This window comes from Bradyrhizobium sp. WCU1 (assembly GCF_053474805.1).
This window is the reverse complement of the sequence record NZ_CM130280.1, coordinates 6,297,564-6,323,242: the sequence shown is the minus strand read 5'-3', so window position 1 is coordinate 6,323,242 and position 25,679 is coordinate 6,297,564. Positions and strand designations below refer to the sequence as shown.

At 64.6% G+C, this 25,679-nt stretch carries 25 protein-coding genes; 15 read left to right on the top strand and 10 right to left on the bottom strand.

The window, feature by feature from the left end:
* Positions 1–10: 10 nt before the first annotated feature.
* The 5 genes from ACTUWL_RS29555 to ACTUWL_RS29535 all read left to right on the top strand — a co-directional run bounded on the left by ACTUWL_RS29555 (position 11) and on the right by ACTUWL_RS29535 (position 5,853).
* Positions 11–1,531, top strand: a complete 1,521-nt coding sequence (locus ACTUWL_RS29555) for a M81 family metallopeptidase (RefSeq protein WP_021077747.1) — start codon at positions 11–13, stop codon at positions 1,529–1,531.
* 5 nt (positions 1,532–1,536) lie between these two features.
* On the top strand, positions 1,537–2,709 hold the full coding sequence (locus ACTUWL_RS29550) for a M20 aminoacylase family protein (RefSeq protein WP_021077748.1): 1,173 nt from the start codon (positions 1,537–1,539) through the stop codon (positions 2,707–2,709).
* A complete protein-coding gene (locus ACTUWL_RS29545) occupies positions 2,702–4,120 on the top strand; it encodes an amidase (RefSeq protein WP_021077749.1) in 1,419 nt (472 codons plus the stop codon). The genes ACTUWL_RS29550 and ACTUWL_RS29545 overlap by 8 nt, the downstream gene beginning before the upstream one ends.
* Positions 4,121–4,291: 171 nt before the next feature.
* Positions 4,292–5,182 carry a crotonase/enoyl-CoA hydratase family protein gene (locus tag ACTUWL_RS29540; RefSeq protein WP_021077750.1) on the top strand — a complete coding sequence of 297 codons (891 nt, stop codon included), beginning with the start codon at positions 4,292–4,294 and terminating at the stop codon, positions 5,180–5,182.
* On the top strand, positions 5,179–5,853 hold the full coding sequence (locus ACTUWL_RS29535) for an alpha/beta fold hydrolase (RefSeq protein WP_021077751.1): 675 nt from the start codon (positions 5,179–5,181) through the stop codon (positions 5,851–5,853). The genes ACTUWL_RS29540 and ACTUWL_RS29535 overlap by 4 nt, the downstream gene beginning before the upstream one ends.
* 89 nt (positions 5,854–5,942) lie before the next feature.
* On the opposite strand, the gene ACTUWL_RS29530 is transcribed toward ACTUWL_RS29535, so the two are convergent.
* The 3 genes from ACTUWL_RS29530 to ACTUWL_RS29520 form a co-directional block, all read right to left on the bottom strand.
* Positions 5,943–6,917: an NADPH:quinone oxidoreductase family protein gene (locus tag ACTUWL_RS29530; protein WP_021077752.1), complete on the bottom strand. Its 975-nt coding sequence runs from the start codon at positions 6,915–6,917 to the stop codon at positions 5,943–5,945.
* Positions 6,917–7,528: a 2-hydroxychromene-2-carboxylate isomerase gene (locus ACTUWL_RS29525; RefSeq protein WP_035650677.1), complete on the bottom strand. Its 612-nt coding sequence runs from the start codon at positions 7,526–7,528 to the stop codon at positions 6,917–6,919. The genes ACTUWL_RS29530 and ACTUWL_RS29525 overlap by 1 nt, the downstream gene beginning before the upstream one ends.
* Before the next feature lie 99 nt (positions 7,529–7,627).
* The gene (locus tag ACTUWL_RS29520) at positions 7,628–8,332 is read right to left on the bottom strand and encodes a glutathione binding-like protein (RefSeq protein WP_021077754.1); all 705 of its coding nucleotides are present in this window, start codon (positions 8,330–8,332) and stop codon (positions 7,628–7,630) included.
* A gap of 99 nt (positions 8,333–8,431) precedes the next feature.
* Between ACTUWL_RS29520 and ACTUWL_RS29515 the strand changes: the two genes are divergently transcribed.
* Positions 8,432–9,454 carry a methionine synthase gene (locus ACTUWL_RS29515; RefSeq protein WP_021077755.1) on the top strand — a complete coding sequence of 341 codons (1,023 nt, stop codon included), beginning with the start codon at positions 8,432–8,434 and terminating at the stop codon, positions 9,452–9,454.
* A 13-nt stretch (positions 9,455–9,467) separates the two neighbouring features.
* Here the strand turns inward: ACTUWL_RS29515 and ACTUWL_RS29510 are convergent, their stop codons facing one another.
* The 3 genes from ACTUWL_RS29510 to ACTUWL_RS29500 form a co-directional block, all read right to left on the bottom strand.
* Positions 9,468–10,091 (bottom strand): hypothetical protein, encoded by a 624-nt coding sequence (locus tag ACTUWL_RS29510; protein ID WP_021077756.1) that lies wholly within the window; start codon positions 10,089–10,091, stop codon positions 9,468–9,470.
* Positions 10,092–10,254: 163 nt separating this feature from the next.
* Entirely contained in the window at positions 10,255–10,782 is a 528-nt protein-coding gene (gene gpt, locus ACTUWL_RS29505; protein WP_021077757.1) for a xanthine phosphoribosyltransferase, read from the bottom strand.
* A 6-nt stretch (positions 10,783–10,788) separates the two neighbouring features.
* On the bottom strand, positions 10,789–11,541 hold the full coding sequence (locus ACTUWL_RS29500) for a competence/damage-inducible protein A (RefSeq protein WP_021077758.1): 753 nt from the start codon (positions 11,539–11,541) through the stop codon (positions 10,789–10,791).
* Positions 11,542–11,777: 236 nt separating this feature from the next.
* Between ACTUWL_RS29500 and ACTUWL_RS29495 the strand changes: the two genes are divergently transcribed.
* From ACTUWL_RS29495 to ACTUWL_RS29480, 4 genes are all read left to right on the top strand, one after another.
* The gene (locus ACTUWL_RS29495) at positions 11,778–13,196 is read left to right on the top strand and encodes a circularly permuted type 2 ATP-grasp protein (protein WP_021077759.1); all 1,419 of its coding nucleotides are present in this window, start codon (positions 11,778–11,780) and stop codon (positions 13,194–13,196) included.
* Positions 13,197–13,204: 8 nt separating this feature from the next.
* On the top strand, positions 13,205–14,152 hold the full coding sequence (locus ACTUWL_RS29490) for an alpha-E domain-containing protein (protein ID WP_021077760.1): 948 nt from the start codon (positions 13,205–13,207) through the stop codon (positions 14,150–14,152).
* A gap of 162 nt (positions 14,153–14,314) precedes the next feature.
* Positions 14,315–15,157, top strand: a complete 843-nt coding sequence (locus ACTUWL_RS29485) for a transglutaminase family protein (protein WP_021077761.1) — start codon at positions 14,315–14,317, stop codon at positions 15,155–15,157.
* A gap of 182 nt (positions 15,158–15,339) precedes the next feature.
* The gene (locus ACTUWL_RS29480) at positions 15,340–15,765 is read left to right on the top strand and encodes a carboxymuconolactone decarboxylase family protein (protein ID WP_021077762.1); all 426 of its coding nucleotides are present in this window, start codon (positions 15,340–15,342) and stop codon (positions 15,763–15,765) included.
* 15 nt (positions 15,766–15,780) lie between these two features.
* Here ACTUWL_RS29480 and ACTUWL_RS29475 read toward each other — a convergent pair whose 3' ends face one another.
* A complete protein-coding gene (locus ACTUWL_RS29475; RefSeq protein ID WP_021077763.1) occupies positions 15,781–17,376 on the bottom strand; it encodes an ABC transporter substrate-binding protein in 1,596 nt (531 codons plus the stop codon).
* A gap of 295 nt (positions 17,377–17,671) precedes the next feature.
* Here ACTUWL_RS29475 and ACTUWL_RS29470 point away from each other — a divergent pair, with 295 nt between their 5' ends.
* Positions 17,672–18,433, top strand: coding sequence for a proteasome-type protease (locus ACTUWL_RS29470; RefSeq protein ID WP_021077764.1), 762 nt, complete (start codon positions 17,672–17,674; stop codon positions 18,431–18,433).
* A gap of 14 nt (positions 18,434–18,447) precedes the next feature.
* Positions 18,448–19,209 carry an SDR family oxidoreductase gene (locus ACTUWL_RS29465; RefSeq protein ID WP_021077765.1) on the top strand — a complete coding sequence of 254 codons (762 nt, stop codon included), beginning with the start codon at positions 18,448–18,450 and terminating at the stop codon, positions 19,207–19,209.
* A 306-nt stretch (positions 19,210–19,515) separates the two neighbouring features.
* Here ACTUWL_RS29465 and ACTUWL_RS29460 read toward each other — a convergent pair whose 3' ends face one another.
* On the bottom strand, positions 19,516–20,739 hold the full coding sequence (locus tag ACTUWL_RS29460; RefSeq protein ID WP_021077766.1) for an MFS transporter: 1,224 nt from the start codon (positions 20,737–20,739) through the stop codon (positions 19,516–19,518).
* 215 nt (positions 20,740–20,954) lie between these two features.
* Here ACTUWL_RS29460 and ACTUWL_RS29455 point away from each other — a divergent pair, with 215 nt between their 5' ends.
* The gene (locus ACTUWL_RS29455; RefSeq protein WP_035650595.1) at positions 20,955–22,205 is read left to right on the top strand and encodes a NupC/NupG family nucleoside CNT transporter; all 1,251 of its coding nucleotides are present in this window, start codon (positions 20,955–20,957) and stop codon (positions 22,203–22,205) included.
* Positions 22,206–22,262: 57 nt separating this feature from the next.
* On the opposite strand, the gene ACTUWL_RS29450 is transcribed toward ACTUWL_RS29455, so the two are convergent.
* Together ACTUWL_RS29450 and ACTUWL_RS29445 are read right to left on the bottom strand one after the other, a co-directional pair.
* Entirely contained in the window at positions 22,263–22,817 is a 555-nt protein-coding gene (locus tag ACTUWL_RS29450; RefSeq protein WP_021077768.1) for a cupin domain-containing protein, read from the bottom strand.
* Between the two features lie 111 nt (positions 22,818–22,928).
* A complete protein-coding gene (locus tag ACTUWL_RS29445; protein ID WP_021077769.1) occupies positions 22,929–23,219 on the bottom strand; it encodes an usg protein in 291 nt (96 codons plus the stop codon).
* A gap of 382 nt (positions 23,220–23,601) precedes the next feature.
* On the opposite strand from ACTUWL_RS29445, the gene groES reads away from it, so the two are divergent.
* Positions 23,602–23,916 carry a co-chaperone GroES gene (gene groES / locus ACTUWL_RS29440; protein ID WP_021077770.1) on the top strand — a complete coding sequence of 105 codons (315 nt, stop codon included), beginning with the start codon at positions 23,602–23,604 and terminating at the stop codon, positions 23,914–23,916.
* A 43-nt stretch (positions 23,917–23,959) separates the two neighbouring features.
* Positions 23,960–25,600, top strand: a complete 1,641-nt coding sequence (groL, locus tag ACTUWL_RS29435; RefSeq protein ID WP_021077771.1) for a chaperonin GroEL — start codon at positions 23,960–23,962, stop codon at positions 25,598–25,600.
* Positions 25,601–25,679 lie beyond the last annotated feature (79 nt).

The window sequence follows — 25,679 nt, the reverse complement described above, 5'->3', positions numbered from 1 at the left end:
GACCTACTTGATGACCCGTATTGCCGTTGGCGGCTTCCTGCACGAGACCAACACCTTCGCACCGACGAAGGCAACTTACGACGACTTCGTGCATGGCGGCGGCTGGCCGTCGATGACGCGCGGCGCCGAGGTGCTCAAGGTCATGCGCAAGATCAATGCCGGCCTTGCCGGTTTTGTCGAGGCGGCGGAAGCCAATGGTTGGGAGCTGGTGCCGACGATCGCGACCGGGGCGACCCCGTCGGCACATGTGACGAAGGACGCCTTCGAGCGGATCGTCAAGGACATGGTCGACGGCATCGCCGCGGCCGGGCCGATCGATGGCGTCTATCTCGACCTGCACGGCGCCATGGTGACCGAGCATTATGACGACGGCGAAGGCGAAATCCTCGCCCGCGTGCGCAAGGCGATCGGCAAGGACATTCCGCTGGTAGCGAGCCTCGATCTGCATGCGAACGTCTCACCCGAGATGATCGAACATGCCGACGCGCTGATCGCCTACCGCACCTATCCGCATGTCGACATGGCCGACACCGGCCGCGCCTGCGCGAGGCATCTGGCCTTGCTGCTCAAATCCAGACAACGTCTCGCAAAAGCGTTCCGGCAGCTGCCGTTCCTGATCGCGATCAGTTGGCAATGCACCAACGACCAGCCGGCCAAGGGCATCTATCAGAAACTTGCGGCGCTGGAGAGCGACGCGGTTCCGACGCTGTCGTTTGCGTTCGGCTTCCCGGCCGCCGATATCAGGGACTGCGGCCCGAGCGTATTCGCCTATGGCCGGACCCAGGCCGACGCCGACGCTGCCGCCGACAGCATCGCCGCGCTGGTCGAACGCCACGAGAACGATTTCGACGGCCCGATCCATACGCCCGACGAGGGCGTGCTGCTTGCGATGAAGCTCGCGGCGACGGCGTCGAAGCCGATCGTGATCGCCGACACCCAGGACAATCCCGGTGCCGGCGGCAATTCCGACACCACGGGCATGCTGCGTGCGCTGGTACGCAACGGAGCAAGCGCGGCCACCGGCGTGATCTGCGACCCGCAATCCGCGCGCGCTGCGCACGCGGCCGGCGTCGGTGCGACCGTCACGCTCGATCTCGGCGGCAAGTCCGGCATTCCCGGTGATGCGCCCTACAGGGAAACGTTCGTCGTCGAGCAGCTCTCGGACGGCCGGTTCGTCGCGCCGGGACCATTTTACGGCGGCCGCGATATGGATATGGGACCCTCGGCCTGCCTGCGGATCGGCGACGTCCGCGTCGTCGTCGGCTCCTACAAGGCGCAGCTCGCGGACCAGGCGATGTACCGCTATGTCGGCATCGAGCCGACCGCGCAGAAGATCCTGGTCAACAAGAGCTCGGTGCATTTCCGCGCCGATTTCGAGCCGATTGCCGAGAAACTGCTGATCTGCGCCGCGCCCGGGCCGATGCCCGCCGATCCCGCCACGCTGCCGTGGAAACATTTGCGGCCGGGCATTCGTATCAAGCCCAACGGCCCGACTTTCACCCCCTCCTCCCCATCACGCACAGACGGATAGAGACCATGCCGACCATCGAGCGCATCGACAGTTTTGCCGACGAACTCACCGCCATCAGACGGGATCTGCATGCGCATCCCGAAATCGGCTTCGAGGAGGTGCGGACATCGGGCATCGTGGCCGAGAAGCTGACGAGCTGGGGCATCGAGGTGCATCGCGGCCTCGGCGGCACCGGCGTGGTCGGCGTGCTCAAGGGCAAGGGCAGCGGCACCAGGAAGATCGGCCTGCGCGCCGACATGGACGCGCTGCCGATGGAGGAGAACACCAATCTGAAATGGCGTTCGACCATTCCCGGCCGGTTCCACGGCTGCGGCCATGACGGCCACACCACGATGCTGCTCGGCTCGGCGCGCTATCTCGCCGAGACCCGCAATTTCGACGGCACCGTGCACTTCATCTTCCAGCCGGCCGAGGAAGGCCTCGGCGGCGCCCGCGCCATGATCAAGGACGGCCTGTTCAAGCAATTCCCCTGCGACGAGGTCTACGGCCTGCACAACGCCCCCGACCTCAACCATGGCGAGATCGCGATCCTGCCGGGCCCGGCGATGGCCGCGGCCGACTTCTTCGACATCAGGATCCAGGGCTATGGCGCACATGGCGCGATGCCGGAACGCTCCAAGGACGCGGTCGTGATCGCAATGACGCTCGGACAGGCGCTGCAGTCCATCGTCAGCCGCAACGTCGATCCGCTGCAGGCAGCGGTGCTGTCGATCACCCAGATCCATTCCGGTTCGGCCTACAACGTTATTCCAGGCGATGCCTGGATGTGCGGCACGGTGCGCTGCTTCTCCGAGGAGATCCGCGCGCTGATCCGCACGCGCATGCGCGAGATCTGCGCCGGCTTTGCCGCCGCATATGGCGCCGAAATCTCGGTCGAGGTCCGCGACGGTTTCAGCGTGCTGGTCAATCAGGAAGAGCAGTCCCGCGTTGTCGAGGAAGTCGCGCGCACCGTGGTTGATCCGGCCAAGGTGATCACGCGCTCGACGCCCAAGATGGGCAGCGAGGATTTCGCCGACATGATGCAGGCCGTTCCCGGCGCGTATTTCTGGGTCGGCCATGACGGTTCAGTGCCCGTGCACAATCCCGGTTACGTTCTCGACGACAAGATCCTGCCGATCGGCGCCAGCATGTTCGCCCGCATCATCGAGAAACGTATGCCGGCAGGTGCGCATGCATAGGCCGAAAGCGGACGCCATCACGTCGCTGCACGATCTCTCGGCCGTCGACCTGCTCGCCGGCTATCGTGCCAAGCAGTTCTCGCCGTCCGAGGTGCTCGAGGAAATCATCTCCCAGGTCGCGACCTGGGAGCCGCACATCAAGGCGCTGTATCTGTACGACCCCGACGGGGCGCGGAAGGTCGCCAAGGCCGCGACCGAGCGCTGGCAGCAGGCCGAGCCGGCCGGCACGCTCGACGGCGTGCCCGTCACCATTAAGGACAATGTCGCGACCAAGGGCCAGCCGGTGCCGCTCGGCAGCGCCAGTGTCAAGCTCGCGCCGGCGGAGAAGGATGCGCCGCCTGCCGCGCGGCTGCGCGAAGCCGGCTGCGTGATCTTCTCCAAGACCACGATGCCGGACTACGGCATGCTGTCGTCGGGACTGTCGTCGTTCCATCCCCTCACCCGCAATCCCTGGGATGTCAGCAAAAACCCCGGCGGCTCGAGCTCCGGCGCGGGCGCCGCCGGTGCTGCCGGTTACGGCCCGCTGCATCTCGGCACCGATATCGGCGGCTCGGTGCGGCTGCCGGCCTCCTGGTGCGGCCTCGTCGCGCTGAAGCCGAGCCTCGGCCGCGTGCCGATCGACCCGCCCTATGTCGGCCGCGTCGCGGGGCCGATGACCCGCACCGTCGACGACGCCGCGCTGATGATGAGCGTGCTGTCGCGCCCGGATCGCCGCGACGGCATGAGCCTGCCGGCGCTTGAGGTGAACTGGAAGGCGCTGGAGAAATCGCCGCGCAAGCTGCGTATCGGGCTGATGCTCGATGCCGGCTCCGGCCAGAAGGTCGAGAAGGACGTTCGCGAAATCGCCGTCAAGGCGGCGAAGGCGTTCGAATCCGCCGGCGCCGTCATCACCGAGATCGACGGCATCCTGACGCCCGAGATGCTCGAAGGGCTCGACAATTTCTGGCGCGCGCGGACCTGGGACGAGCTGTCGAAATTGTCTGAGGCCGATCGCGGCAAGACGCTGCCCTATATCCTCAACTGGGCCGAGGCCGGCGCAAAACTCTCTGGCGTCGACGTGGTGCGCGGATTCAACCAGACGATGGCGATCCGCGCAGCCGCCGCAAAATTGTTCTGCGAGGTCGACTACGTGATCTCGCCGGTGTCGCCGGTGGTGAACTTCCCGGCGGAATTCGCATCACCGCTCAACGATCCGGCAAAGCCGTTCGAGCACATCTGCTTTACCGTGCCGTGGAATATGTCGGAGAATCCTGCGTTGTCGATCAACGGCGGCTATGACAAGAAGGGCTTTCCGATCGGCGTCCAGATCATCGGCCGCCGCTTCGACGATATCGGGGTGCTCGGCATGGGCAAGGCGTTCGAAGGCCTGCGTGGCCCGCAGAAGCCGTGGCCGACGCCGCCGAAGAAGTAGATACCTCCACTTGTCATTCCAGGATGGCCCGAAGGGCTGGGCCCGGAATCCATTTCCCCGCAGGTCCGGCTGTGATTTGTGGAGCAATGGATTCCGGGCTCGCGCTTCGCGCGCCCCGGAATGACGTGCTAGAGATCAATCAGAAACGAACGAAGGAAGGAAATCATCCCCATGGCGTATGAGACGATCAAGTACGAGGTCGCCGAGCAGATCCTGACCATCACGCTGAACCGGCCCGACAAGCTCAACGCCTTCAACGCCACGATGCAGCAGGAGCTGATCGACGCGTTTGACAAGGCCGACAAGGACGACGACGTCAGGGCGATCATCGTGACCGGCGAAGGCCGCGGCTTCTGCGCCGGCGCCGACCTCTCCTCCGGCGCGAACACATTCGACCGCGATGCGCGGCGCGGTCCGGTCAAGCGCAATGCCGACGGCAGCGTCGACTACAGCGATCCGCAGGTGCGCGACGGCGGCGGCCAGGTGACGCTGCGCATCTTCAAATGTCTGAAGCCGGTGATCGCCGCGGTGAATGGTCCCGCGGTCGGCATCGGCGTCACCATGCAGCTCGCGATGGATATCCGCATCGCCTCCGAGGCCGCGCGCTTCGGCTTCGTGTTCTCCCAGCGCGGCATCGTGCCGGAAGCCGCCTCGAGCTGGTTCCTGCCGCGCATCGTCGGCATCTCGCAGGCGCTGGAATGGTGCTATTCGGGCCGCGTCTTCCCGGCGCAGGAAGCGCTCGCCGGCCGGCTGGTCAGCAAGGTGGTGCCGCCGGAGGACCTGTTGCCGACCGCGCGTGCGCTCGCCAAGGAGTTCGCGGCCAAGACCGCGCCGGTGTCGGTGGCGCTGATCCGCCAGATGATGTGGCGCATGCTGGGCGCCGACGATCCGATGGAGGCGCACAAGGTCGACAGCCGCGGCATCTATGCCCGCGGCCGCTCCGAGGACGTCAAGGAAGGCGTGGTGTCGTTCCTGGAGAAGCGTCCCGCGCAGTTCAAGAACAAGGTCTCGTCCGACATGCCCGACTATTTCCCATGGTGGCAAGAGCGCGACTATAAGTGAGCGAACGGCGTCCCACGACGTCCACTTCCGACGGCGTCGTCCTGCTGCACGGCATCAGCAGGACGGCGCGCTCGTTTCGCAGGATGGAGCTGGCGCTCGGCGATGCCGGCTTTGCCACCCTCAACCTCGACTATGACAGCCGGCGCAAGGCGCTCGATGCGCTGGCCGAGGATATTCATCCGGCGATCGATCGTTTCGCCGAAGGGCTCGACGGCTCGGTGCATTTCGTCTGTCATTCGATGGGCGGCCTGCTGGCCCGCGCGTACCTCGCACGACACCGCCCCGCGCAACTCGGTCGCGTCGTGATGCTGGGCACGCCGAACGGCGGTAGCGAGATCGCCGACCGCCTGAAGAACCTCGCCGCGTATCGTGCGTTCTTCGGCTCGGCCGGCCAGCAGCTCGTTACCCGCCGCGATGCTGCGACCAGCGCGCTGTTGCCCGCAATCGATTATGAGGCCGGCATCATCGCCGGCAACCGCTCGGTCTATCCGATCACCTCGATGGCCCTGCCCCGTCCGCATGACGGACGGGTGTCGGTCGCCAACACCAGGCTCGACGGCATGGCGGATCACATCGTGATCCGCACCTCGCATCCCTGGCTGGTACGCAACAGGGAGGCGATCGCGCAGACGATCGCGTTCTTGCGGGAGGGACGATTCAACACACCATAGCGGTCATTGCGAGGAGCAAAGCGACGAAGCAATCCATCGCTCCGCATATCCGGCAGCATGGATTGCTTCGCTTCGTTCGCAATGCCGAATTATTGCATCATCAGCGCCACCCGCCCGATCGCCTTGCGCTCGATCAACAGCCGCATCGCCTTCGCGTAGTCCTCCAGCGGCAGCCGGTGTGAGATGTTCGGCCGCACCCGGCCGGCCTCCGCCCATTCGCTCAGCGCCTTGAACCTGACCTCGCCGAGCGCGGGGTCCTTGCGCACCGCCTCGCCGGCGCGAACGCCGAGCACGCTCGCGCCCTTGATCATCAACAGATTGGTGCGGGCCAGCCCGATGCCGCCGGTGAAGCCGACGACGAGAATCCGCGCGCCCCAGTTGATGCAGCGCATCGAGTTTTCGAACACCTCTCCGCCGACAGGATCGAACACCACGTCGGCGCCGCGGCCGTCGGTGAGGCGCTTGACCGCATCGCGGAACGGCTCACGCGCGTAGAGCACGAGATGATCCGCGCCGCGTTCCCTGGCGATCGCAAGCTTCTCCTCGGATGAGGCCGCCGCGATCACCGTGGCGCCGAGCAGCTTGCCGATCTCGACCGCGGCCAGCCCGACACCGCCGCCGGCGCCGTGCACCAGCAGCACCTCGCCCGGCCTGATCTGCCCGCGGTCGATCAGCGCGTGATAGGCCGTACCGTGCGCGGCCAGGAAAGTCGCGCCCTCGGCATAGTCGAAGGTCGACGGCACCGGCACGAGCTGCGCCGGCACAGCAACCGTCTCGTCGCAATAGGCGCCGAAGCGCATCTTGACGATCACCTTGTCGCCGACTGCGACACCGGCAGCTTCATTGACCTCGACGACATCGCCGGCTGCTTCCGAGCCCGGCGTGAACGGCAGCGGCGGCTTGAGCTGATACTCGCCGGCAGCCATCAGGATGTCGGGGAAATTGATCCCGGCGGCACGGATCGCCACGCGCGCCTCGCCCGGCTTCAGCGGCACCGACGCAAAGCTCTCCAATTGCAGGCGCTCGGGCGGGCCGAGCTCGCGGCAGACAACGGCTTTCGGCATCAGGCGGCTCGCGCCTTGAGACGCGCCAGGGCCTCGCGGATCAGCGGCAGGCGGTCATTGCCGAAATAAATGTCGGTTTTGTCGAGATAGATCGTGGGTGAGCCGAATGCGCCGCGCGCCACGGCCTCTTCGGTGTTGGCCTTGAGCTGGTCCTTGATGGCTTGATCGCCGATGCCGGCAAAAAACTTTGCGGGATCGATCCCGACCTTGCCGCAGATCTCGGTCAGCACCGCATCCTGCGAAATGTCCTTGTCGTCGCCCCAATAGGCCTCGAATACGGCGCGGGCAAAGGGTACCATCTTCTCGTTGCCGAGCCAGATGCAGCCGCGCATCGCCTTGACGCTGTTCACCGGAAACACCGTCGGCGGCATCTTGATCGCAAGACCGGCCGAACGCGCCCAGTCGGCGAGATCCTTCTTCATGTAGCGCGCCTTCAGCGGCACCGGCGTTTCACGCTGCGCATAGACCGAGGGATTGACGGTGTTGAAGATGCCGCCGACCAGGATCGGCCGCCAGGTGATGTCAGCGTCGAACTCCTTCGCCAGCGGCTGGATGTTGTGCCACGCGAGATAGGTCCACGGACTGGAACAGTCGAAGAAGAATTCGATCATGGCGTTTCCCTTTGTCTTTTCCGCATCCATTGTCGTCATTCCGCGATGCGCCGCAAGGCGCGGGCATCGCGACCGTGTCGCGCCGCGGAATAACGGACGTTATTTTTTCTCGACCAGCTCCTTTGCACGCTGGCCGAACATGTTCTTGCGCGATTCCTCGTCGAACGGCTCCTTGACGAATTTGCCGATCGCAAGTCCCGCCTGCACCTGCGGCCGGGCGCGCACCGTCGCGTACCAGCGCTTGATGTTCGGGTAGTCGTCGAGGGTGAAGCCCTGCGCCTTGTGGGTCATGGTCCAGGGAAAGCAGGCTATGTCGGCAATCGAATAATCGTCGCCGGCGACATAGGCGCCGGTCTTGCCGAGCTGCCGGTCGAGCACGCCATAGAGCCGCGCTGTTTCGTCGCGGTAGCGCTCGATCGCATAGGGAATTTTCTCGGCCGCATAGAGCGCAAAATGGCCGTGCTGACCGAGCATCGGCCCGAGGCCGCCCATCTGCCACATCACCCATTGGATGACGTTCGACCGCGCACGCAGCTCCCTCGGCAGGAAGCGGCCGGTCTTGTCGGCGAGATAGATCAGGATCGCGCCGGTCTCGAACACCGAGAACGGACCGCCGCCGTCGGATGGCTCATGGTCGACGATCGCGGGGATCCGGTTGTTCGGGCTGATCGCCAGGAATTCCGCCCGAAACTGCTCGCCGGCGCGGATGTTCACCGGGATCACCGTGTACGGGAGCCCCAGTTCCTCCAGCATGATCGAAATCTTCCAGCCGTTCGGCGTCGGCGCGTAGTGCAGGTCGATCATCGGCGTCCACTTCCCCATCACAAGGACTTTTGTTGTTCTGTACCTCCACTCTAGGACATGGCAAACAGGCGCTCAATCAGAACCCATCGGGAGGCACCCATGCTGTTTCCAACCACGATCGCAGGCTCGCTGCCGAAGCCGGAATGGCTCGCGGAGCCGAACATGCTGTGGGCCCCCTGGAAGTCTGATGGCGCCGAGCTCGCCCGCGCCAAGCGCGACGCCACGGTGCTCGCGGTCAAGCTGCAGGAGGATGCCGGCGTCGACATCGTCACCGAGGGCGAGCAGGCGCGTCAGCACTTCGTGCATGGTTTCCTGGAGCGGATCGAGGGTATCGACTTCGCCCACAAGGTCGAGATGGGCATCCGCAAGGATCGCTACAAAGCCATGGTGCCGCAGGTGGTCGCGCCGCTGCAGCTCAAGGGCCGCGTCCATGAGAACGAGGCGCGAGCGGCGCGCGCCCACACCCGAAACCGGCTGAAATTCACGTTGCCCGGCCCGATGACGATCATCGACACCATCGCCGACCAATATTACGGCGACCGCGTCAAGATGGCGTTCGCCTTCGCGGAGCTGTTGAACCAGGAAGCCAAGGCGTTGCAGGCCGACGGCGTCGACATGATCCAGTTCGACGAGCCGGCCTTCAATGTCTACATGGACCAGGTGCGCGACTGGGGCATCAAGGCGCTGGAGCACGCCGCCGAGGGCCTCACCTGCGCCACCGCCGTGCACATCTGCTACGGCTACGGCATCAAGGCCAACACCGATTGGAAAGAAACCCTCGGCGGCGAATGGCGGCAGTATGAGGAGACCTTCCCGGTCATCGACAAGAGCACGATCCAGCAGGTCGCGATCGAGTGCCGCAACTCGAAGGTGCCGATCGAGCTGCTCGCGGCGCTCCCCGGCAAGATCGTGCAGGCCGGCGTGATCGACGTCGCCAGCGACGAGATTGAAACCCCTGAGGATGTCGTCAAGGTGATCGAGGCGGTCGCCAAGCATGTGCCGAAAGGCAACATCATCGCGACCACCAATTGCGGCATGGCGCCGATGCGGCGGGACATCGCCGAAGCCAAGCTGATCGCGCTCGGTGCCGGCGCCAAACTGGCACGGCAACGGCTCGCGTAGGGATGCCGGCGGTTCAGCCGAGCGCGACCGCCGCGCTCGGATGCAACGCCGGCCGATAGCCGGCCTGAAATGCACGGACGGTCGACGGCGGCGTCAGCAGCATCGCGGGCGCAGCCCCCTCGGCGCGCTCGTAACCGGCAAAGGACCACCGCAGCACTTTTCCCTTGGAGACGAGATAGCTCTCCCCGTTCGCTTGCACCATCGTGCCATCAGGCAGTTCGTTCACCGGCACCGGCAACGGATGCAGCCGCTTCTTCCGGCGATCCAGCCGCTCGGAATGCAGCACCGCATCCATCGCCTTGGCGCTGAGATCACTCGCCCCGTTGCCCTGCTCCCAGGCGGCGCGAAACCGGTCGGCGTCGTCACGGCGGCAGTAAAAGCAGGGCCGGTGCCCGGCCGCGAACGAGGTGGCTTCGTCAAGGAAGAACAGCTCGGTCCAGCTCTGCCGGCGCATCACCTCGCGCCGCCGTCCCCTGAACTCGCAGACGCAAGTGAGCCACGCCGGCGACGACCACCGCTTGTTCAGAAGCGTCCGTGTCGCGGGGTCGTGGATGATGCCGCGATTGCCGGTGAAGGTGCCGCGATGCTCTGACGCGACGATCTCGCCTGTCGGTGTGACGCGGTTTTGCAGGGGCATTTTCTTCTCCTTCTCCCCGCTTGCGGGGAGAAGGTCGGGATGAGGGGGGCGTTCCGCAAGGTCGGTGAGAATTGGACTCGTGGTGGGTCCCCCTCACCCGGATTGCATTCCGCTGCGCTGCATGCAATCCGACCTCTCCCCGCGCGCGGGGCGAGGTGACTCGCTAGGCCGCCCCATCCTTGATCGGCGGCTGGAACGACAGCGCGGTGTCCCAGGGGAAGAAAATCCAGGTGTCCTGCGACACCTCGGTGATGTAGGTGTCGACCAACGGCCGCCCCTTCGGCTTGGCGTAGACCGTGGCGAAATGCGCGTCGGGCAGCATCTCGCGCACCATCCTGCCGGTCTTGCCGGTGTCGACAAGGTCGTCGACGATCAACAGTCCCTTGCCGGTGCCGCCGCCGAGCTTGGCGGTCTGCTCCGAAATGCCCTTGAGCACTTGCAGGTCGCCTTGCTTGTCATGGTCGTAGCTCGCGATGCAGACCGTATCGATGATCCGCAAGCCGAGCTCGCGCGCCACGATCGCCGCCGGCACCAGCCCGCCGCGGGTGATCGCGATCACCGCATGGAACGGTCCGACTTCATTGAGCCGCCAGGTCAACGCCCGGCAATCCCGGTGGAATTGATCCCACGAGACCGGGAACGGCCTGCCGGCCCGATCCTGCGCATTCGGTTCAGAAATTTTCTCGACCATATCGTCTCAACCCGCCGGCTTCTTCTGCGCGGCCTGTACCTGCTTCAACATCTCTTTTACTGCGGCCATCGCGGCCGCAAGCTTGTCCGGATCGCGCGAGCGCACCACCAGATTGGTGTTCGGCTTCTGGTTCTCGTCCTGGAACGGATAGCTGCCGATGATGGTGTCGGGATTGGCTTCCGCGATCGCCCGCAGCGGGCCGCCGATGTCGCCTTCCCGCGCGTCGGCGCGGACCGAATCCGACAGCATCCGCACGCCGGATTTCAGGGTCGGCGCCACGATGTCCATCATCGCCTGCATGATGGTGGGGATGCCGGCCATCACGATGACATTGCCGAGCTTGAAGCCCGGCGCCAGGATGGTCGCGCTCTGAATCAGCTCGGCGCCGTCGGGCACCCGGGCCATCCGCAGCCGCGCCTCGTTGAGGTCCTGTTCGCTCCAGCGCTCCCTGAACCGCGCCACCACCTCAGGGTGATGGTGGATATCGACCCCGAACGCCTTCGCCACGCTGTCGGCGGTGATGTCGTCATGGGTCGGCCCGATGCCGCCGGTCGTGAACACGTAGGTGTACCTGTGCCGCAGCGCATCAAGGGCGGAGATGATGTCGGCCTCGTCGTCGGCGACGACGCGGACCTCCTTCAGGTCGATGCCGATATTGGTCAGGTATTCGGCGATGAAGCCGATGTTCTTGTCCTTGGTCCGGCCGGACAGGATCTCGTCGCCGATCACCAATATCCCCGCCGTGACGATCTCGCTCATGGTCTCATTCCCTAACACTTGCCCTAACTTGATCCCCTGACATTGCCGATCCAATGCCTTGATGTCACGGGGTTTTGCCGCCGAATTAAGCAGACCTCAGCCGGTTTTTCGGGCAGGCCTCCTGGCTATCCCTAGCAAATGCCACACGCCAATGCATATCGCGCTGGCCCGCCCCTTGCTACCATCCCATCAAGTCATGCACTGTGTCACATGGCTTGGGAGGGCAGTCGGGATATATGGCAGTCGCGTTCGATGAGATGAACGGCCTCGGCGAGGATCTCCGCCCGGCCTACCAGGAGCTCTCCCGCTGGCTCAACGAGACGCCGCCGGACGCGCTCGAATATCGGCGCCAGGAAGCGGAGCTCTTGTTCCGCCGGATCGGCATCACCTTCGCGGTCTACGGCGATTCCGAGGCCCAGGAACGGCTGATCCCGTTCGACGTCATTCCCCGCATCATATCGGCGAACGAGTGGACGCTGCTGGAGAAGGGCCTGAAACAGCGCGTGCTCGCGCTCAACATGTTCCTGAAGGACATCTATCACGGCCGCGACATCCTGCGCGCCAACATCATCCCCGAGGACCTGATCTTCCAGAACCCGGTGTTCCGGCCGGAGATGAACGGCCAGGACGTGCCGCACGACATCTACGTCCACATCGCCGGCATCGACATCATCCGCACCGATCCCGACAATTTCATCGTGCTGGAGGACAATGCGCGCACGCCGTCCGGCGTCTCTTACATGCTGGAAAACCGCGAGATCATGATGCGGCTGTTTCCGGACCTGTTCGCGCGCCACCGCGTCGCTCCCGTTGAGCGCTATCCAGACGAGCTGCTGTCGGCGCTGCGCTCGGTCGCCCCGCACAGCGCCTCGGCTGAACCGACGGTCGCACTGATGACGCCCGGCGTCTACAACTCGGCCTATTACGAGCACTCGTTCCTGGCCGACAAGCTCGGCATCGAGCTGGTCGAGGGGCGCGACCTCATCGTCAAGAACGACGAGGTGTTCATGCGCACCACCGAGGGGCTGAAGCGGGTCGACGTGATCTATCGCCGCGTCGACGACGATTTCCTCGATCCCCTCACCTTCCGGCCGGATTCCGCGCTCGGCGTGCCCGGACTGATGTCGGCCTATGCCGCCGGCAACATCACGCTCGCCAACGCAGTCGGCACCGGCATCGCCGACGACAAGGCGATCTATTCCTACATGCCTGACATCGTGAAGTTCTATCTCAGCGAGGAGCCGATCCTGAAGAACGTGCAGACCTGGCGCTGCCGCGAACCGCAGGATCTGTCCTACGTGCTCGACAACCTCGCCGACCTCGTCGTCAAGGAGGTGCACGGCTCGGGCGGCTACGGCATGCTGATCGGCCCGGCCGCCACCAAGGCGACCATCGAGGCGTTCCGCGACAAGCTGAAGCGCGAGCCGGAGGGCTTTATCGCCCAGCCCACATTGGCGCTGTCGACCTGCCCGACCTGCACCGACAAGGGCCTCGCGCCGCGCCATGTCGACCTTCGTCCCTTCGTGCTGACCGGCTCCAGCCACACCACCATCGTGCCCGGCGGGCTGACCCGCGTCGCGCTGAAGGAAGGCTCGCTGGTGGTCAATTCGAGCCAGGGCGGCGGCACCAAGGACACCTGGATACTGAGCGAGTAGTTGAACGCATGCTGTCGCGCACCGCTGAAAACCTGTTCTGGCTGGCCCGTTACGTCGAACGCGCCGAGTACCTCGCGCGCACGATCGACGCCACGCTCCGCGTCACCGCGCTGCCTGCGGCCTATGTCGGCAAGACCAATGAGTGGGACTCCGCGCTGCTCACGGCAGGCGTCGGCGCGAGCTTCTACGATCACTACCAGGAAGCCAACCAGCAGAACGTCGTCGAGTATCTGTCGTTCTCCTCGGAGAACCCCTCCTCGATCAAGAACTGCATCGAGGCGGCGCGGCTCAACTCGCGCTCGGTACGAACCGCGCTGACCTCGGAGATGTGGGACACCATCAACTCCTCCTGGATCGAGCTGCAGGCGGTCTGGAGCAAGGGCGGCACCGGCAGCCGCGAGGAGCTGGCAAAATTCCTGCGCTTCGTGCAGGAGACCTCATTGCGCTTCGATGGCTCGGCCTACCGCACCATGCTGCGCAACGACGCCTACTGGTTCTCGCGGCTCGGCGTCCACCTCGAGCGCGCCGACAACACCGCACGGATTCTCGACGTCAAATATCACGTGCTGCTGCCGGAGGAAGAACACGTCGGCGGCCCGCTGGATTACTACCAGTGGACCTCGATCCTGCGCTCGGTGTCGGCAACGACAGCCTATCACTGGGTCTACCGGGAAACCCTCAAACCCTGGCTGATCGCCGACCTCCTGATCCTCAACGACACGCTGCCGCGGTCGCTTGCGAGCTGCTACAGCAATCTGGTGCGCAATCTGGACCAGATCGGCGTCGCCTATGGCCGCCAGGGCGCCTCCCAGCGCCACGCCCGCGGCATCCGGAACCGGCTCGAGCACAGCAACATGGATGATATCTTCCAGCACGGCGTGCACGAATTCATCCAGGAGTTCATCGCGGACAACTCACGGCTGGGTGAGATCATCACCAAGCAGTATCTGATCTGACCGATACGGCCGGAAAACTGCTCAAATTGTCGTCATGGCGGACCTGATCCCGGCCATCGACGTCTTGCTTTCGCGGCCGATTAGGAAGAAAGACGGGAGTGCCCGGGAAAGCACCGGGCATCACGCCCCTGCCCTCAAAACCGACTGAACTCCGGTTGAGCCATGCGCCTGCGGATAGCCCATACCACCACCTATCGCTACGAGCCGGCGGCCTCGGGCGTGATCCAGATTCTGCGGATGACGCCGGGCAGCCATGACGGCCAGTATGTCGCGGATTGGCAGATCGACGTCTCGACCGATTCACGGCTCGACACCCACGAAGACGCTTTCGGCAACGTCACCCATGTGCTGACACATGGGTCGATCAGCGACCTCACCATCCATTGCGAGGGCCTGGTCGAGACCCATGACACCGGCGGCGTGCTCAAGGGCACCGACGAGCGGTTTCCGCCGAGCCTGTTCCTGCGCCCGACGCCACTGACCGACCTCAACCCGGCGATGACGGCCTTCGTGCGCGAAATGCGCGCGGAAGCCGGCAGCGACGTGCTCGGCTTCCTGCACGCGCTCATGGTGCAGGTCTACGAGCACATGACCTTCGACGAGGACCCGACCAACAGCACCACGTCGGCGTCGGAGGCGTTCGCGCTGAAGCGCGGCGTCTGTCAGGACTACGCGCACATCCTGATCGCCTGCGCGCGTGCCGGCGGCGTTCCGGCGCGGTTCGTGTCCGGCCACTTCCTGCGCTCCGACGGCATGGTGAACCAGCAGGCCGGCCACGCCTGGGCCGAGGCCTTCGTGCCCGACCTCGGCTGGATCGGCTTCGACGCCGCCAACGGCATCTGCACCACCGACGCCCATGCCCGTGTCGCCATCGGTCTCGACTATCTCGGCGCCGCGCCGGTCCGCGGCACCCGTTATGGCGGCGGCAACGAAACGCTGACGGTCGCGGTCAAGGTCGACCAGGCCGGCCGCCCCGGGCAGTGGCAGAGCCAGACGCAGTCGTAAGGTCCCACACTTTCTCCGTCATTTCGGGGCTCACGCAGCGAGAGCCCGGAATCCATGATGCCACCAACTATGCGGAGAAATGGATTCCGGGCTCGCGCCAAGAGGCGCGCCCCGGAATGACGATCGTAAGATACGAGCATGCTATCATTGCTGCCGCTTCATCCGAACCATCGGGACACACCATGGCAACCGTCAAACTGCTCTCCGACGACGAACTCTCGCCCGAGGCACGCGCCGTGTTCGACGACATCCGTGCGGCGCGGAAGTCGGACTTCGTCAACAATTTCTGGCGCGCGCTCGCGCATGATCCGAAGACCTTGCGGCGGACCTGGGAGAGCATCAAGGAAGTGATGGCCCCCGGCGCGCTCGACCCGAAGGTCAAGGAGATGCTCTATGTCGCGGTCTCGGTGGCTCACGGCTGCAGCTACTGCATCCATTCGCACACCGCGGCTGCCCGCGCCAAGGGCATGACCGACGCCGAGTACCAGGAAATGCTGGCGATCGTCGGCATGGCCGCCGAGACCAACCGACTGGTCACCGCGCTCGGCGTGCCGGTGGATGAAGCGTTCCTCGTCGATGCACCGGCAGGACGAAGCCAGGAGACGTAACGGCCCAGCACTGCGTCACTTGTCCAGCCAGACATCCTCGAAGCGCAGATTGTTGTACTGGCTGTTGTCGTGCGGATGAAAGTTCTTCACGTAAGGCTGCCAGCAATTGCCGGCCGATGAGTGCAGGATGACCGGCCGCGCGGCATCGTCGACCAAGAGGTGCTCGATGTCGAACACGATCTTGCGCCGCTTGTCCTTGTCGACCTCACGCGACTGCGCGGCGAGCAGCTTGTCGACCTCGGCGTTGCAGTACTGGGTGTAGTTGCGCTCCGAGTTGCAGGAATAGTTCTCGACCAGGTTACCGTCGGGATCGTCGACGCTGACGCCGGTGACGTTGAGGCCGATGGTGTAGTCCTTGCGCTGTAGCCGCGAGTACCAGCGCGGCGTATCCAGGATATCGAGCTCGGCGACGATGTAGATCTTCTTGAGCTGGTCGGCGAGGATCACGGCCGGGTCCCGATAGGTCGGCAAATTGCGGGTCTGGATCTTGATCGACAGCGGCTTGGCGTCGCTGTAGCCGAGCTTCTGCATGATCACCTGCGCGTCGGCAAGATTCTTCTCGGTATCGGGGCCATAGCCCATCAGCGTCGACAATATCTCCTGCGGCATGCCCCACTCGCCTTCGGGCTTGGCCTGCATCGCGCCGCCGAGCCGCCCGCTGCCCTCGAACAGGATGGAGTTGAAGGCCTTGCGATCGAGCGCCAGCGACATCGCCTTGCGGATCTCCGGATCGTCGAACGGCGGATTGACCCGGTTGACCAGAAGATTGATCTGCAGATTGGTCGAGGTCATCTCGCAGATCGCGTTCGGCGCCCGCGCCTTGACGTCCTTCATCAGGGGAATGCTGACGTCGGACGGAAAGGTGATGTCGTAATCGCCGGTCGCAAACGCCAGCATGCGGGTGGCGCGGCTGTCGATCGAGCGCACCGTGATCTCGTCGAGATACGGCCTGTCCTTCTTGAAGTAGTCGGGGTTACGCACCAAACGGATGGAGTCTCCGCGCCGGAACTCGACGAACCTGAACGGTCCGGTGCCGACAGGCTTGGTACGCATCACCTGCTGCGGCACGTGGCAGGGATAGACCACCGAGAAGGCGCTGGCGAGCAGCGCCAACAGGCCGGGCTGCGGTTCGGTCAGCTCGAAGGTCGCCTCATCCTCGCCGTTGACGCTGACATCCCTGAGCTTCGAGTACCAGACCTTGCGCGGATTGCGCTTGAAGTCCTGAGTTTCGCTCTTGCCGGTCAGCATCCGCCAGGTGCATTGCACATCCTTGGCCGTGAACGGTTGGCCGTCATGCCATTTCACGCCCTGACGCAGCTTGAAGGTGAGCTTGGTGTTGGTCTGGTCCCACGACCAGCTCTCGGCGAGATCGGGGATCACGGTGTCGATCGATTCGTGCACCTTGGCCGGATCGAACACCACGAGGTTGTTGAACACGGCCGCGAACGGCAGCACCGAGGCGATGGTGGATTCCTCGAGCAGCGAAGTCGAGGGTGGGTTGTCGTTGTGATAGAGCCGCAGCGTGCCGCCCTTCTTCTGCGCCGACGCAGGGCTTGCGGCGATTGCCGCGACGCCCAACGCCATGATGCACGCGGCCAATTTGAACGACATTCTCGCCTCCCGGAATTCTTGTTGTTGTCGGTTGCGGGCAGTCGACCACAAGGTCAGGTGCCTCGCAATGACAGCGAATCCGGATCATTGCCGGCTGCGCACAGCGCAGAGCGATAGCGCTCCAAACTCCGAACCGTGGTCACAGGAACAGGCCCCTGCGGGCCGTCTCCGCGATCCGGACCCGCCACTTTGACCGGCCGCAGCAATGTCCGTCACGGGGAATTGGGGTTGGATGCGACCTCGAAATTGGCTACACGTTTGGCGCCGATAAACTCGGACCGTTTGGGGACTGGAAATGACCTATTGCTGCGGAATTCTGGTGCGCGACGGCCTCGTCATGATCGCCGATACCCGCACCAATGCCGGCCTCGACAACGTCTCGACGTTCCGCAAGCTGCACATCTTCGAAAAGCCCGGCGAGCGCATCATGGCGATCGCCAGCGCCGGCAATCTGGCGATCAGCCAGTCGGTGCTGTCGACCCTGACCGAGGGTATGGAAGACCCGCACACCGGCGAGCTCGAGACGCTGATGAATGCGCCGACCATGTTCCAGGCGGCGCAGCGGATCGGCCGCGCCATCCGCTCAGTGCATGCCACCGAGGGCGAGGCGCTGCGTTCGGAGGATATCTCGTTCGACGTCTCGTTCCTGTTCGGTGGCCAGATCAAGGGCTCGCGGATGCGCCTGTTCATGGTCTACACCGCGGGCAACTTCATCGAATGCACCACCGACACGCCCTATTTGCAAATCGGCGAGCACAAATACGGCAAGCCGGTGCTCGACCGCGCCATGCATTACGATGTCGAGCTCTATGAGGCGCTCAAGACCGGCCTGATCTCGATGGATTCGACGATGCGCTCCAACCTCGGCGTCGGCCTGCCGATCGACGTGCTGGTGGTGCGCACCGACGTCTGCGAGGCCGACCTCAACCACCGTATCGAGGCCGGCGAGCCCTATTTCCACGATCTGCGCTCGCGCTGGTCGGCGGCGCTCCGCGCGGCGCACCAGAACATTCCACGCCCGCCCTACAAGAACGAAACCGAAGCAAAAACCAAGTAAGAGGAAACTCGGAGATGACCGAAGCAACCAGCAAGATCGCACTCGTCACCGGCGCCGGCACCGGCGTCGGACGCGCGGCATCGCTCGCTTTGATGGACAAGGGCTACACCGTGGTGCTCGCCGGCCGCCGCATCGAGATGCTGGAAGAGACCGCCAAGCTCGGCCCCGCCGGCAAGAGCCTGTGCGTCTCGGCCGACATGGCCAACCCGGCCGCGATCGCCGCGCTGTTCGATAAGGTGAAGGCGACCTACGGCCGGCTCGACGTGCTGTTCAACAACGCCGGCATGGGCGCGCCCCCGGTCAATTTCGAGGACCTGCCGCTCGAGCAGTGGCAGGCCGTCGTCAACACCAACCTCACCGCGCCATTCCTGTGCACCCAGCACGCCTTCCGCATCATGAAGGACCAGACGCCGCGCGGCGGCCGCATCATCAATAACGGCTCGATCTCGGCGCATGCGCCGCGGCCGTTCTCGGCGGCCTACACCTCGACCAAGCACGCCATCACCGGCCTGACCAAGGCCTCCAACCTCGACGGCCGGATGTACGACATCGCGGTCGGCCAGGTCGACATCGGCAATGCCGCGACCCCGATGACCGACCGCATGGTCAACGGCCCCGGCGTGCTGCAGCCGGACGGCACCACCAAGCACGAGCCGCGCATGGACGCCAAGGCTGTCGGCGATGCCGTCGCCTACATGGCCGGCCTGCCGCTCGACGCCAACGTGCTGTTCATGACGGTCATGGCGACCAAGATGCCGTTCGTGGGGCGGGGCTGATCGTCCCCTGCTCCCCGCGTGCGGCAGGCCATGGCCGGGCAGGTCCCGGCTATGGCCTCGCAGGGGCGCGCTGTCAAAATATCGAAAACAACCCCATGCAAAGGAGCCGGCGGCTGCCGGCGTCCGACCGGGCGCCTTGACACGTCGGGCAAATCAGCGGTAGTTTTCCATTATTCCGAAATAGTCTTCCCCGATCGGGATCCAGGGAAGCCTCCAAGCGGACGGTGAAAGACGAATTCGCGGAGAGTGCCCCTCACCCGCCGCTTCGCGTCGACCTCTCCCCGCAGGCGGGGCGAGGTAAGGCCCCTACTCCAGCTTCTCCACATCCCGCAGCGTCGGGAACAGCTTCATCCAGAGCAGCGCGACTGCGACCGTGGCGACGCCGCCTAGCACGGCTGACGGCACGGCGCCGAGCAGCGCCGCGGTGACGCCGCTCTCGAACTGGCCGAGCTGGTTCGAGGCGTTGATGAACAGGAAATTGACCGCGCCGACGCGGCCGCGCATCTCGTCGGGGGTGGCGAGCTGCACCAGCGAGAAGCGGATCACGACGCTGATCGTGTCGGCCGCGCCGAGCACCGCGAGCGCCAGCGCCGACAGCCACATCCAGTGCGACAGCCCGAACACCACCGTCGCGACGCCGAACACGATCACGGACTGGAACATCCTTAATCCGACGCGACGGTTGATGGTGTGCCGCGCCAGCACCATGGTCATCAGCAGCGCGCCCACCGCGGGCGCGGCGCGCAATACACCGAGGCCCAGCGGACCGGTTTGCAGGATGTCGCGTGCATAGATCGGCAACAGCGCGGTGACGCCGCCGAACAGCACCGCGAACAGGTCGAGCGAGATGGTGCCGAGGATCGCCGGATTGCTGCGCACGAAGGTGACGCCGGCAAACAGATCGTCCGACGATCCGCCGTTCTTCACCGGCGCCTGCTGCAGCCGGCCGATACCGCCGGTCAGCAACGCGCCGAACAGCCAGAACACCATCATGATGCCGTAAGGCGCGCTCGGCATCAGCGCATAGGCGAAGCCGCCGAGCGCAGGGCCGGTGATGGTCGCGACCTGCGCCGCGCCGCTCGATATCGCGGTCGCCCGCTGTAGCGAACCCTGCGGCGCGATCAGCGGCAACACCGCGGCGGTCGCCGGGCTCTCGAACGCACCGGCGATTCCCAGCACGAAAGTCGCAACGAAGATCTGGATTTCGGAGATGGTGCCGGCAAAGGTGCTTCCGGCGAGAAACAATGCGGTCAGCGCTTCCGCGAACTGGCAGGCCTGCACCACGCGCTTGCGCTCGAAACGATCGGCGGCATGACCGGCGACGAACACCAGCAATGCGGTCGGCAGGAACTGCACCAGTCCGACCATGCCGAGGTCGAATGCGCTGCCGGTGAGATCATAGATCTGCCAGCCGATCGCCACCGCGCCGATCTGGCTGGAGAAGCGCGACAGGCTGCGCGACAACAGGAAGAACAGGAATGGTCGGTGGCCGAGCAGATCGCGGGCGCCGGCCGGCGTGGCGGAGGACATGGATGATTGCGTGGCCGAGCGCCTGCAACTTGTCAATGGAGAGGATGGTCAGAGCCCCGTTCCGAAAAGTCGGAACGGGGCTCTGGACTCCTGATTTGACGCGTTTTCTTCACGCGAACCGGTAATCCACTTCGCTGGAAAACGCTCTAATGCGCAACAGCATTGCGCTGCGCGAGGCCCCTGCCCATAATCGCATGCGGGTTCTTGGGGGCGTGATGCTGCAGTTGCAATCGGCGTTCGGCGTGGTGGCGTTGCTCGTGATCGCCTGGGTGTTGAGCGAGAACCGCAGGATGGTGTCGCTGCGGCAGGCGGCGATCGGGCTCGCGGTGACAGTCGTGACCGCGCTGGTGTTGATCAAGGTGCCGCTGGTGACGCAGGCCTTCGGCGTGATCAACGATGCCGTCGGCACCATCGCCGCCGCGACGCGCGCCGGCACCGCCTTCGTGTTCGGCTATGTCGGCGGCGGCCCGGCGCCGTTCGATCCGAAGGCACCCGGCTCGGATTTCATCCTCGCCTTCCAGGCGCTACCGATCGTGCTGGTCATGAGCGTGCTGACGACGCTGCTGTTCTATTGGCGCGTGCTGCCGCCGATCGTGCGCGGCATGGCCTGGCTGCTGGAGCGCACGCTCGGCGTCGGCGGCGCGGTCGGGCTCTCGACCGCAGCCAACATCTTCCTCGGCATGGTGGAAGCGCCGCTGTTCATCCGCCCCTATCTGGCGCAGCTCAGCCGCAGCGAATTGTTTCTGGTGATGACCGGCGGCATGGCCGGGATCGCCGGCACCGTGCTGGTGCTGTACGCGACGCTGCTGGCGCCGCTGATCCCCGATGCGGCCGCGCATTTCGTCATCGCCTCGGTGCTCGGCGCGCCGGCCGCCATTCTGGTCAGCCTGATCATGGTGCCGGAAACCTCGGACACGCGCACCGGCGGATCGCTCGACGATCCCGATATCCAGGTGTCATCGACGATGGATGCCATCGTCAAGGGCACGGCCGCCGGGCTCGAGCTCCTGATGAACATCATCGCGATGCTGCTGGTGCTGGTCGCACTGGTGTATCTCGCCAACAAGATCGTCGGCCTGCTGCCGGAAATCGGCGGCGCGAAGATCTCACTGCAACGCCTGCTCGGCTACGTCATGGCGCCGGTGTGCTGGCTGATGGGCCTGCCCTGGCCGCAGGCGATCACGGCGGGCAGCCTGATGGGCACCAAGACCGTGCTGAACGAGCTGATTGCCTATGTCGATTTGTCGAAGCTCGGCCCCGACGCGCTCGATCCGCGCTCGCGCCTGATCATGCTCTACGCGATGTGCGGTTTTGCCAACTTTGCGAGCCTCGGCATCATGATCGGCGGCCTCGGCATCATGGCGCCGACCCGGCGCGACGAGATCAACGCGCTCGGGCTGAAGTCGATCGTCTCGGGGACGCTGACGACGTGCTTGATGGGGGCGATCGTGGGGGCGATGACGTGACGACGTAGTCGTCATTCCGGGGCGATGCGAAGCATCGAGCCCGGAATGACATCGAGACTACGCCTTCAGCTCCACCGTCTTGAACTCCGCCGGCAGGATCACCTCCAGCAGTTCGACGTCGTCGGAATAGTCCAGGATCATGTGCCGGATGCGCGGCGGCTGGGTCCAGGCGCTGCCTTGCTTCATCAGCGTCTCACCCTCGCCTTCCATGTAGGTCTTCACCCAGCCCTTGAGCACATAGACCATCTGGAAGTCGACGTCGTGGAAGTGCAGCTTCGACACCTCATCCGGATTGCACGGGCCCTGCAGCCGGATCACATGCGCCTGGGCGAGGCCATGCGAGGCGGCTGATATGCCGAGGTCGCGGTACTTGGCGTAGGCGCGCAGCCCATCGGCCTTGAAGTCCTCTTCGCGGTGATGGCTGATGGCGATGCGCTGTTTGGGCCGTGCCTTCGTCGCTGCCTTCGGTGTGCTCTTCTTGGCCGCCGAGACGCGGCCCTTGGACTTGATCGTCTTGCGCGCGGACGTCTTCTTGGCGCCGCCGCCAAGCCCCGACCATTTCTTCTTCACCGCGGTCTTGGCTGCGGATCTCGATGCCGTCTTCTTGGCCATTGTTCGCCTCCCGTCTTGTTCTGGCGGACGGGAAGCTAACACAAGTCGCGCCGCGCGCGGTGGGCAAAGGCGCGCACCGCGCCTTCCCCCTTGCCTTGCCCCCTCAGCGGATCAATTCAGCCGGAACACGCCGTCCACCGCGCGCAGCTCGGCCGGCTTGACCAGCTTGGAATGCGCCACCGTCACCGCGAACAGCGGGCCCTCGAGCTTCTGCTGCCAGAAAGAGAGGAAATCCTGCAGCGCCGGAAATTTCGGAAACAGGTCGTAGTTCTGCCAGACATAGGTCTGCAGCAACGAGGGATGATCCGGCATCCGATAAAGGATTTGCGCCGTCGTCAGCCCATACCCCAACAACTGCTTCCGGAAATCGTCGGAAACAACCCCACCAACTCGCGAGACCATGCCAACCTCCTGTGACGGAGCGCATTCACATGGTGGCCGACCTTCCCCGCCGGACCACCGGCAATGGATGCGCTCACATGAGAGAAATGTGACGCACGCGACTAACCCATCTCAAGCCCAAATGTTTAATAGGTTGTTGAAATTTCTTGCGTTAGCAGCAACTTACCGCAACTGCTAATAGCAACGACGAGATTCGCGCCGCCATTAAGGATGCCGAAATGATCCTGGCAGCGACCATCTGCGAGTGCCAAAATTTCTGCTAGAGGCTCTTGCCCGCCGCCACGGCTTGGCCTATCTCCTGCGCAGCCGGTCTGGCACTCGCTGGGCTGGACTGCTAACACTCCAAAATTCTACAGCATCCGCAAATATTTAGGAGGACTGCATGAAATTCCGTCCGCTTCACGACCGCGTCGTGGTCAAGCGCATCGACGCCGAAGAGAAGACTGCTGGCGGCATCATCATTCCGGACAGTGCCAAGGAAAAGCCCTCGCAGGGTGAAGTCATCGCCGTTGGCCCGGGTGGCCGCGATGAAGCTGGCAAGCTGATCCCCATCGACGTCAAGGTCGGCGATCGCGTCCTGTTCGGCAAGTGGTCGGGCACCGAGGTCAAGATCGACGGCGAAGACCTGCTGATCATGAAGGAAAGCGACATCATGGGCGTGCTCGACGTCCCCGCTTCCAAGAAGAAGGCGGCCTAAGCGCCCCCTCCCTCCCTGGTAAACCTCTCAAGGAAAAACTCAGATGGCAGCTAAAGAAGTCAAATTCTCCGTCGAGGCGCGCGACAAGATGCTGCGCGGCGTCGACATCCTCGCCAACGCGGTGAAGGTCACGCTCGGCCCGAAGGGCCGCAACGTCGTGCTCGAGAAGTCGTTCGGCGCTCCCCGCATCACCAAGGACGGCGTCACCGTCGCCAAGGAGATCGAGCTCGAGGACAAGTTCGAGAACATGGGCGCCCAGATGGTGCGCGAAGTCGCCTCCAAGTCCGCTGACGCGGCCGGCGACGGCACCACCACGGCGACCGTGCTCGCCCAGGCGATCGTGAAGGAAGGCGCCAAGTCGGTCGCCGCCGGCATGAACCCGATGGACCTGAAGCGCGGTATCGACCTCGCGGTCGAAGCCGTCGTTGCGGACTTGCAGAAGAACTCGAAGAAGGTCACCTCGAACGAGGAGATCGCCCAGGTCGGCACCATTTCGGCCAACGGCGATGCCGAGATCGGCAAGTTTCTCGCAGACGCCATGAAGAAGGTCGGCAACGAGGGCGTGATCACGGTCGAGGAAGCCAAGTCGCTCGAGACCGAGCTCGACGTCGTCGAGGGCATGCAGTTCGACCGCGGCTACATCTCGCCCTACTTCGTCACCAACGCCGACAAGATGCGCGTTGAGATGGACGACGCCTACATCCTGATCAACGAGAAGAAGCTCTCCTCGCTGAACGAGCTGCTGCCGCTGCTCGAGGCCGTGGTGCAGACCGGCAAGCCGCTGGTCATCGTCGCTGAAGACGTCGAAGGCGAAGCGCTCGCCACCCTCGTCGTCAACCGCCTGCGTGGCGGCTTGAAGGTCGCGGCCGTCAAGGCTCCGGGCTTCGGCGATCGCCGCAAGGCCATGCTGCAGGACATCGCGATCCTGACCGGCGGTCAGGCCATCTCGGAAGACCTCGGCATCAAGCTCGAGAACGTCACGCTGCAGATGCTCGGTCGCGCCAAGAAGGTGATGATCGACAAGGAGAACACCACGATCGTCAACGGCGCCGGCAAGAAGGCCGACATCGACGCCCGCGTCGCCCAGATCAAGGCGCAGATCGAGGAAACCACCTCGGACTACGACCGTGAGAAGCTGCAGGAGCGTCTCGCCAAGCTCGCAGGCGGCGTCGCGGTGATCCGCGTCGGCGGCGCGACCGAAGTCGAGGTGAAGGAGCGCAAGGATCGCGTTGATGACGCGATGCATGCGACCCGCGCGGCTGTCGAGGAAGGCATCGTCCCGGGCGGCGGCGTCGCCCTGCTCCGTGCCTCCGAGCAGCTCAAGGGCCTGCGCACCAAGAACGACGACCAGAAGACCGGCGTCGAGATCGTGCGCAAGGCGCTGTCGGCTCCGGCTCGCCAGATCGCGATCAACGCCGGTGAAGACGGTTCGGTGATCGTCGGCAAGATCCTGGAGAACAAGGCCTACAATCACGGCTTCGACTCCCAGACCGGCGACTATGCCGACCTCGTCAAGAAGGGCATCATCGACCCGACCAAGGTCGTCCGCACCGCGATCCAGAACGCTGCCTCGGTTGCCGCGCTGCTGATCACCACGGAAGCGATGGTTGCCGAGCTGCCGAAGAAGAACGCCGGCGGCCCCGCGATGCCTCCGGGCGGCGGCATGGGCGGCATGGACTTCTAAGTCCAGCCACTCAAGGCAATCCACGAAATGCAAAACCCCGGCAGCGATGCCGGGGTTTTTGTTTTGGGGTCTCCGTCAT

Coding starts and splice junctions, on each gene's coding strand:
- ACTUWL_RS29495 (WP_021077759.1), top strand. CDS start 11,778: ATGGCAGTCGCGTTCGATGAGATGAACGGCCTCGGCGAGGATCTCCGC.
- ACTUWL_RS29515 (WP_021077755.1), top strand. CDS start 8,432: ATGCTGTTTCCAACCACGATCGCAGGCTCGCTGCCGAAGCCGGAATGG.
- ACTUWL_RS29475 (WP_021077763.1), bottom strand. CDS start 17,376: ATGTCGTTCAAATTGGCCGCGTGCATCATGGCGTTGGGCGTCGCGGCA.
- ACTUWL_RS29445 (WP_021077769.1), bottom strand. CDS start 23,219: ATGGTCTCGCGAGTTGGTGGGGTTGTTTCCGACGATTTCCGGAAGCAG.
- ACTUWL_RS29540 (WP_021077750.1), top strand. CDS start 4,292: ATGGCGTATGAGACGATCAAGTACGAGGTCGCCGAGCAGATCCTGACC.
- ACTUWL_RS29455 (WP_035650595.1), top strand. CDS start 20,955: ATGCTGCAGTTGCAATCGGCGTTCGGCGTGGTGGCGTTGCTCGTGATC.
- ACTUWL_RS29470 (WP_021077764.1), top strand. CDS start 17,672: ATGACCTATTGCTGCGGAATTCTGGTGCGCGACGGCCTCGTCATGATC.
- ACTUWL_RS29510 (WP_021077756.1), bottom strand. CDS start 10,091: ATGCCCCTGCAAAACCGCGTCACACCGACAGGCGAGATCGTCGCGTCA.
- ACTUWL_RS29465 (WP_021077765.1), top strand. CDS start 18,448: ATGACCGAAGCAACCAGCAAGATCGCACTCGTCACCGGCGCCGGCACC.
- ACTUWL_RS29550 (WP_021077748.1), top strand. CDS start 1,537: ATGCCGACCATCGAGCGCATCGACAGTTTTGCCGACGAACTCACCGCC.
- groL (WP_021077771.1), top strand. CDS start 23,960: ATGGCAGCTAAAGAAGTCAAATTCTCCGTCGAGGCGCGCGACAAGATG.
- ACTUWL_RS29460 (WP_021077766.1), bottom strand. CDS start 20,739: ATGTCCTCCGCCACGCCGGCCGGCGCCCGCGATCTGCTCGGCCACCGA.
- ACTUWL_RS29490 (WP_021077760.1), top strand. CDS start 13,205: ATGCTGTCGCGCACCGCTGAAAACCTGTTCTGGCTGGCCCGTTACGTC.
- ACTUWL_RS29520 (WP_021077754.1), bottom strand. CDS start 8,332: ATGATCGACCTGCACTACGCGCCGACGCCGAACGGCTGGAAGATTTCG.
- ACTUWL_RS29555 (WP_021077747.1), top strand. CDS start 11: ATGACCCGTATTGCCGTTGGCGGCTTCCTGCACGAGACCAACACCTTC.
- groES (WP_021077770.1), top strand. CDS start 23,602: ATGAAATTCCGTCCGCTTCACGACCGCGTCGTGGTCAAGCGCATCGAC.
- ACTUWL_RS29450 (WP_021077768.1), bottom strand. CDS start 22,817: ATGGCCAAGAAGACGGCATCGAGATCCGCAGCCAAGACCGCGGTGAAG.
- ACTUWL_RS29485 (WP_021077761.1), top strand. CDS start 14,315: ATGCGCCTGCGGATAGCCCATACCACCACCTATCGCTACGAGCCGGCG.
- ACTUWL_RS29500 (WP_021077758.1), bottom strand. CDS start 11,541: ATGAGCGAGATCGTCACGGCGGGGATATTGGTGATCGGCGACGAGATC.
- gpt (WP_021077757.1), bottom strand. CDS start 10,782: ATGGTCGAGAAAATTTCTGAACCGAATGCGCAGGATCGGGCCGGCAGG.
- ACTUWL_RS29545 (WP_021077749.1), top strand. CDS start 2,702: ATGCATAGGCCGAAAGCGGACGCCATCACGTCGCTGCACGATCTCTCG.
- ACTUWL_RS29525 (WP_035650677.1), bottom strand. CDS start 7,528: ATGATCGAATTCTTCTTCGACTGTTCCAGTCCGTGGACCTATCTCGCG.
- ACTUWL_RS29530 (WP_021077752.1), bottom strand. CDS start 6,917: ATGCCGAAAGCCGTTGTCTGCCGCGAGCTCGGCCCGCCCGAGCGCCTG.
- ACTUWL_RS29480 (WP_021077762.1), top strand. CDS start 15,340: ATGGCAACCGTCAAACTGCTCTCCGACGACGAACTCTCGCCCGAGGCA.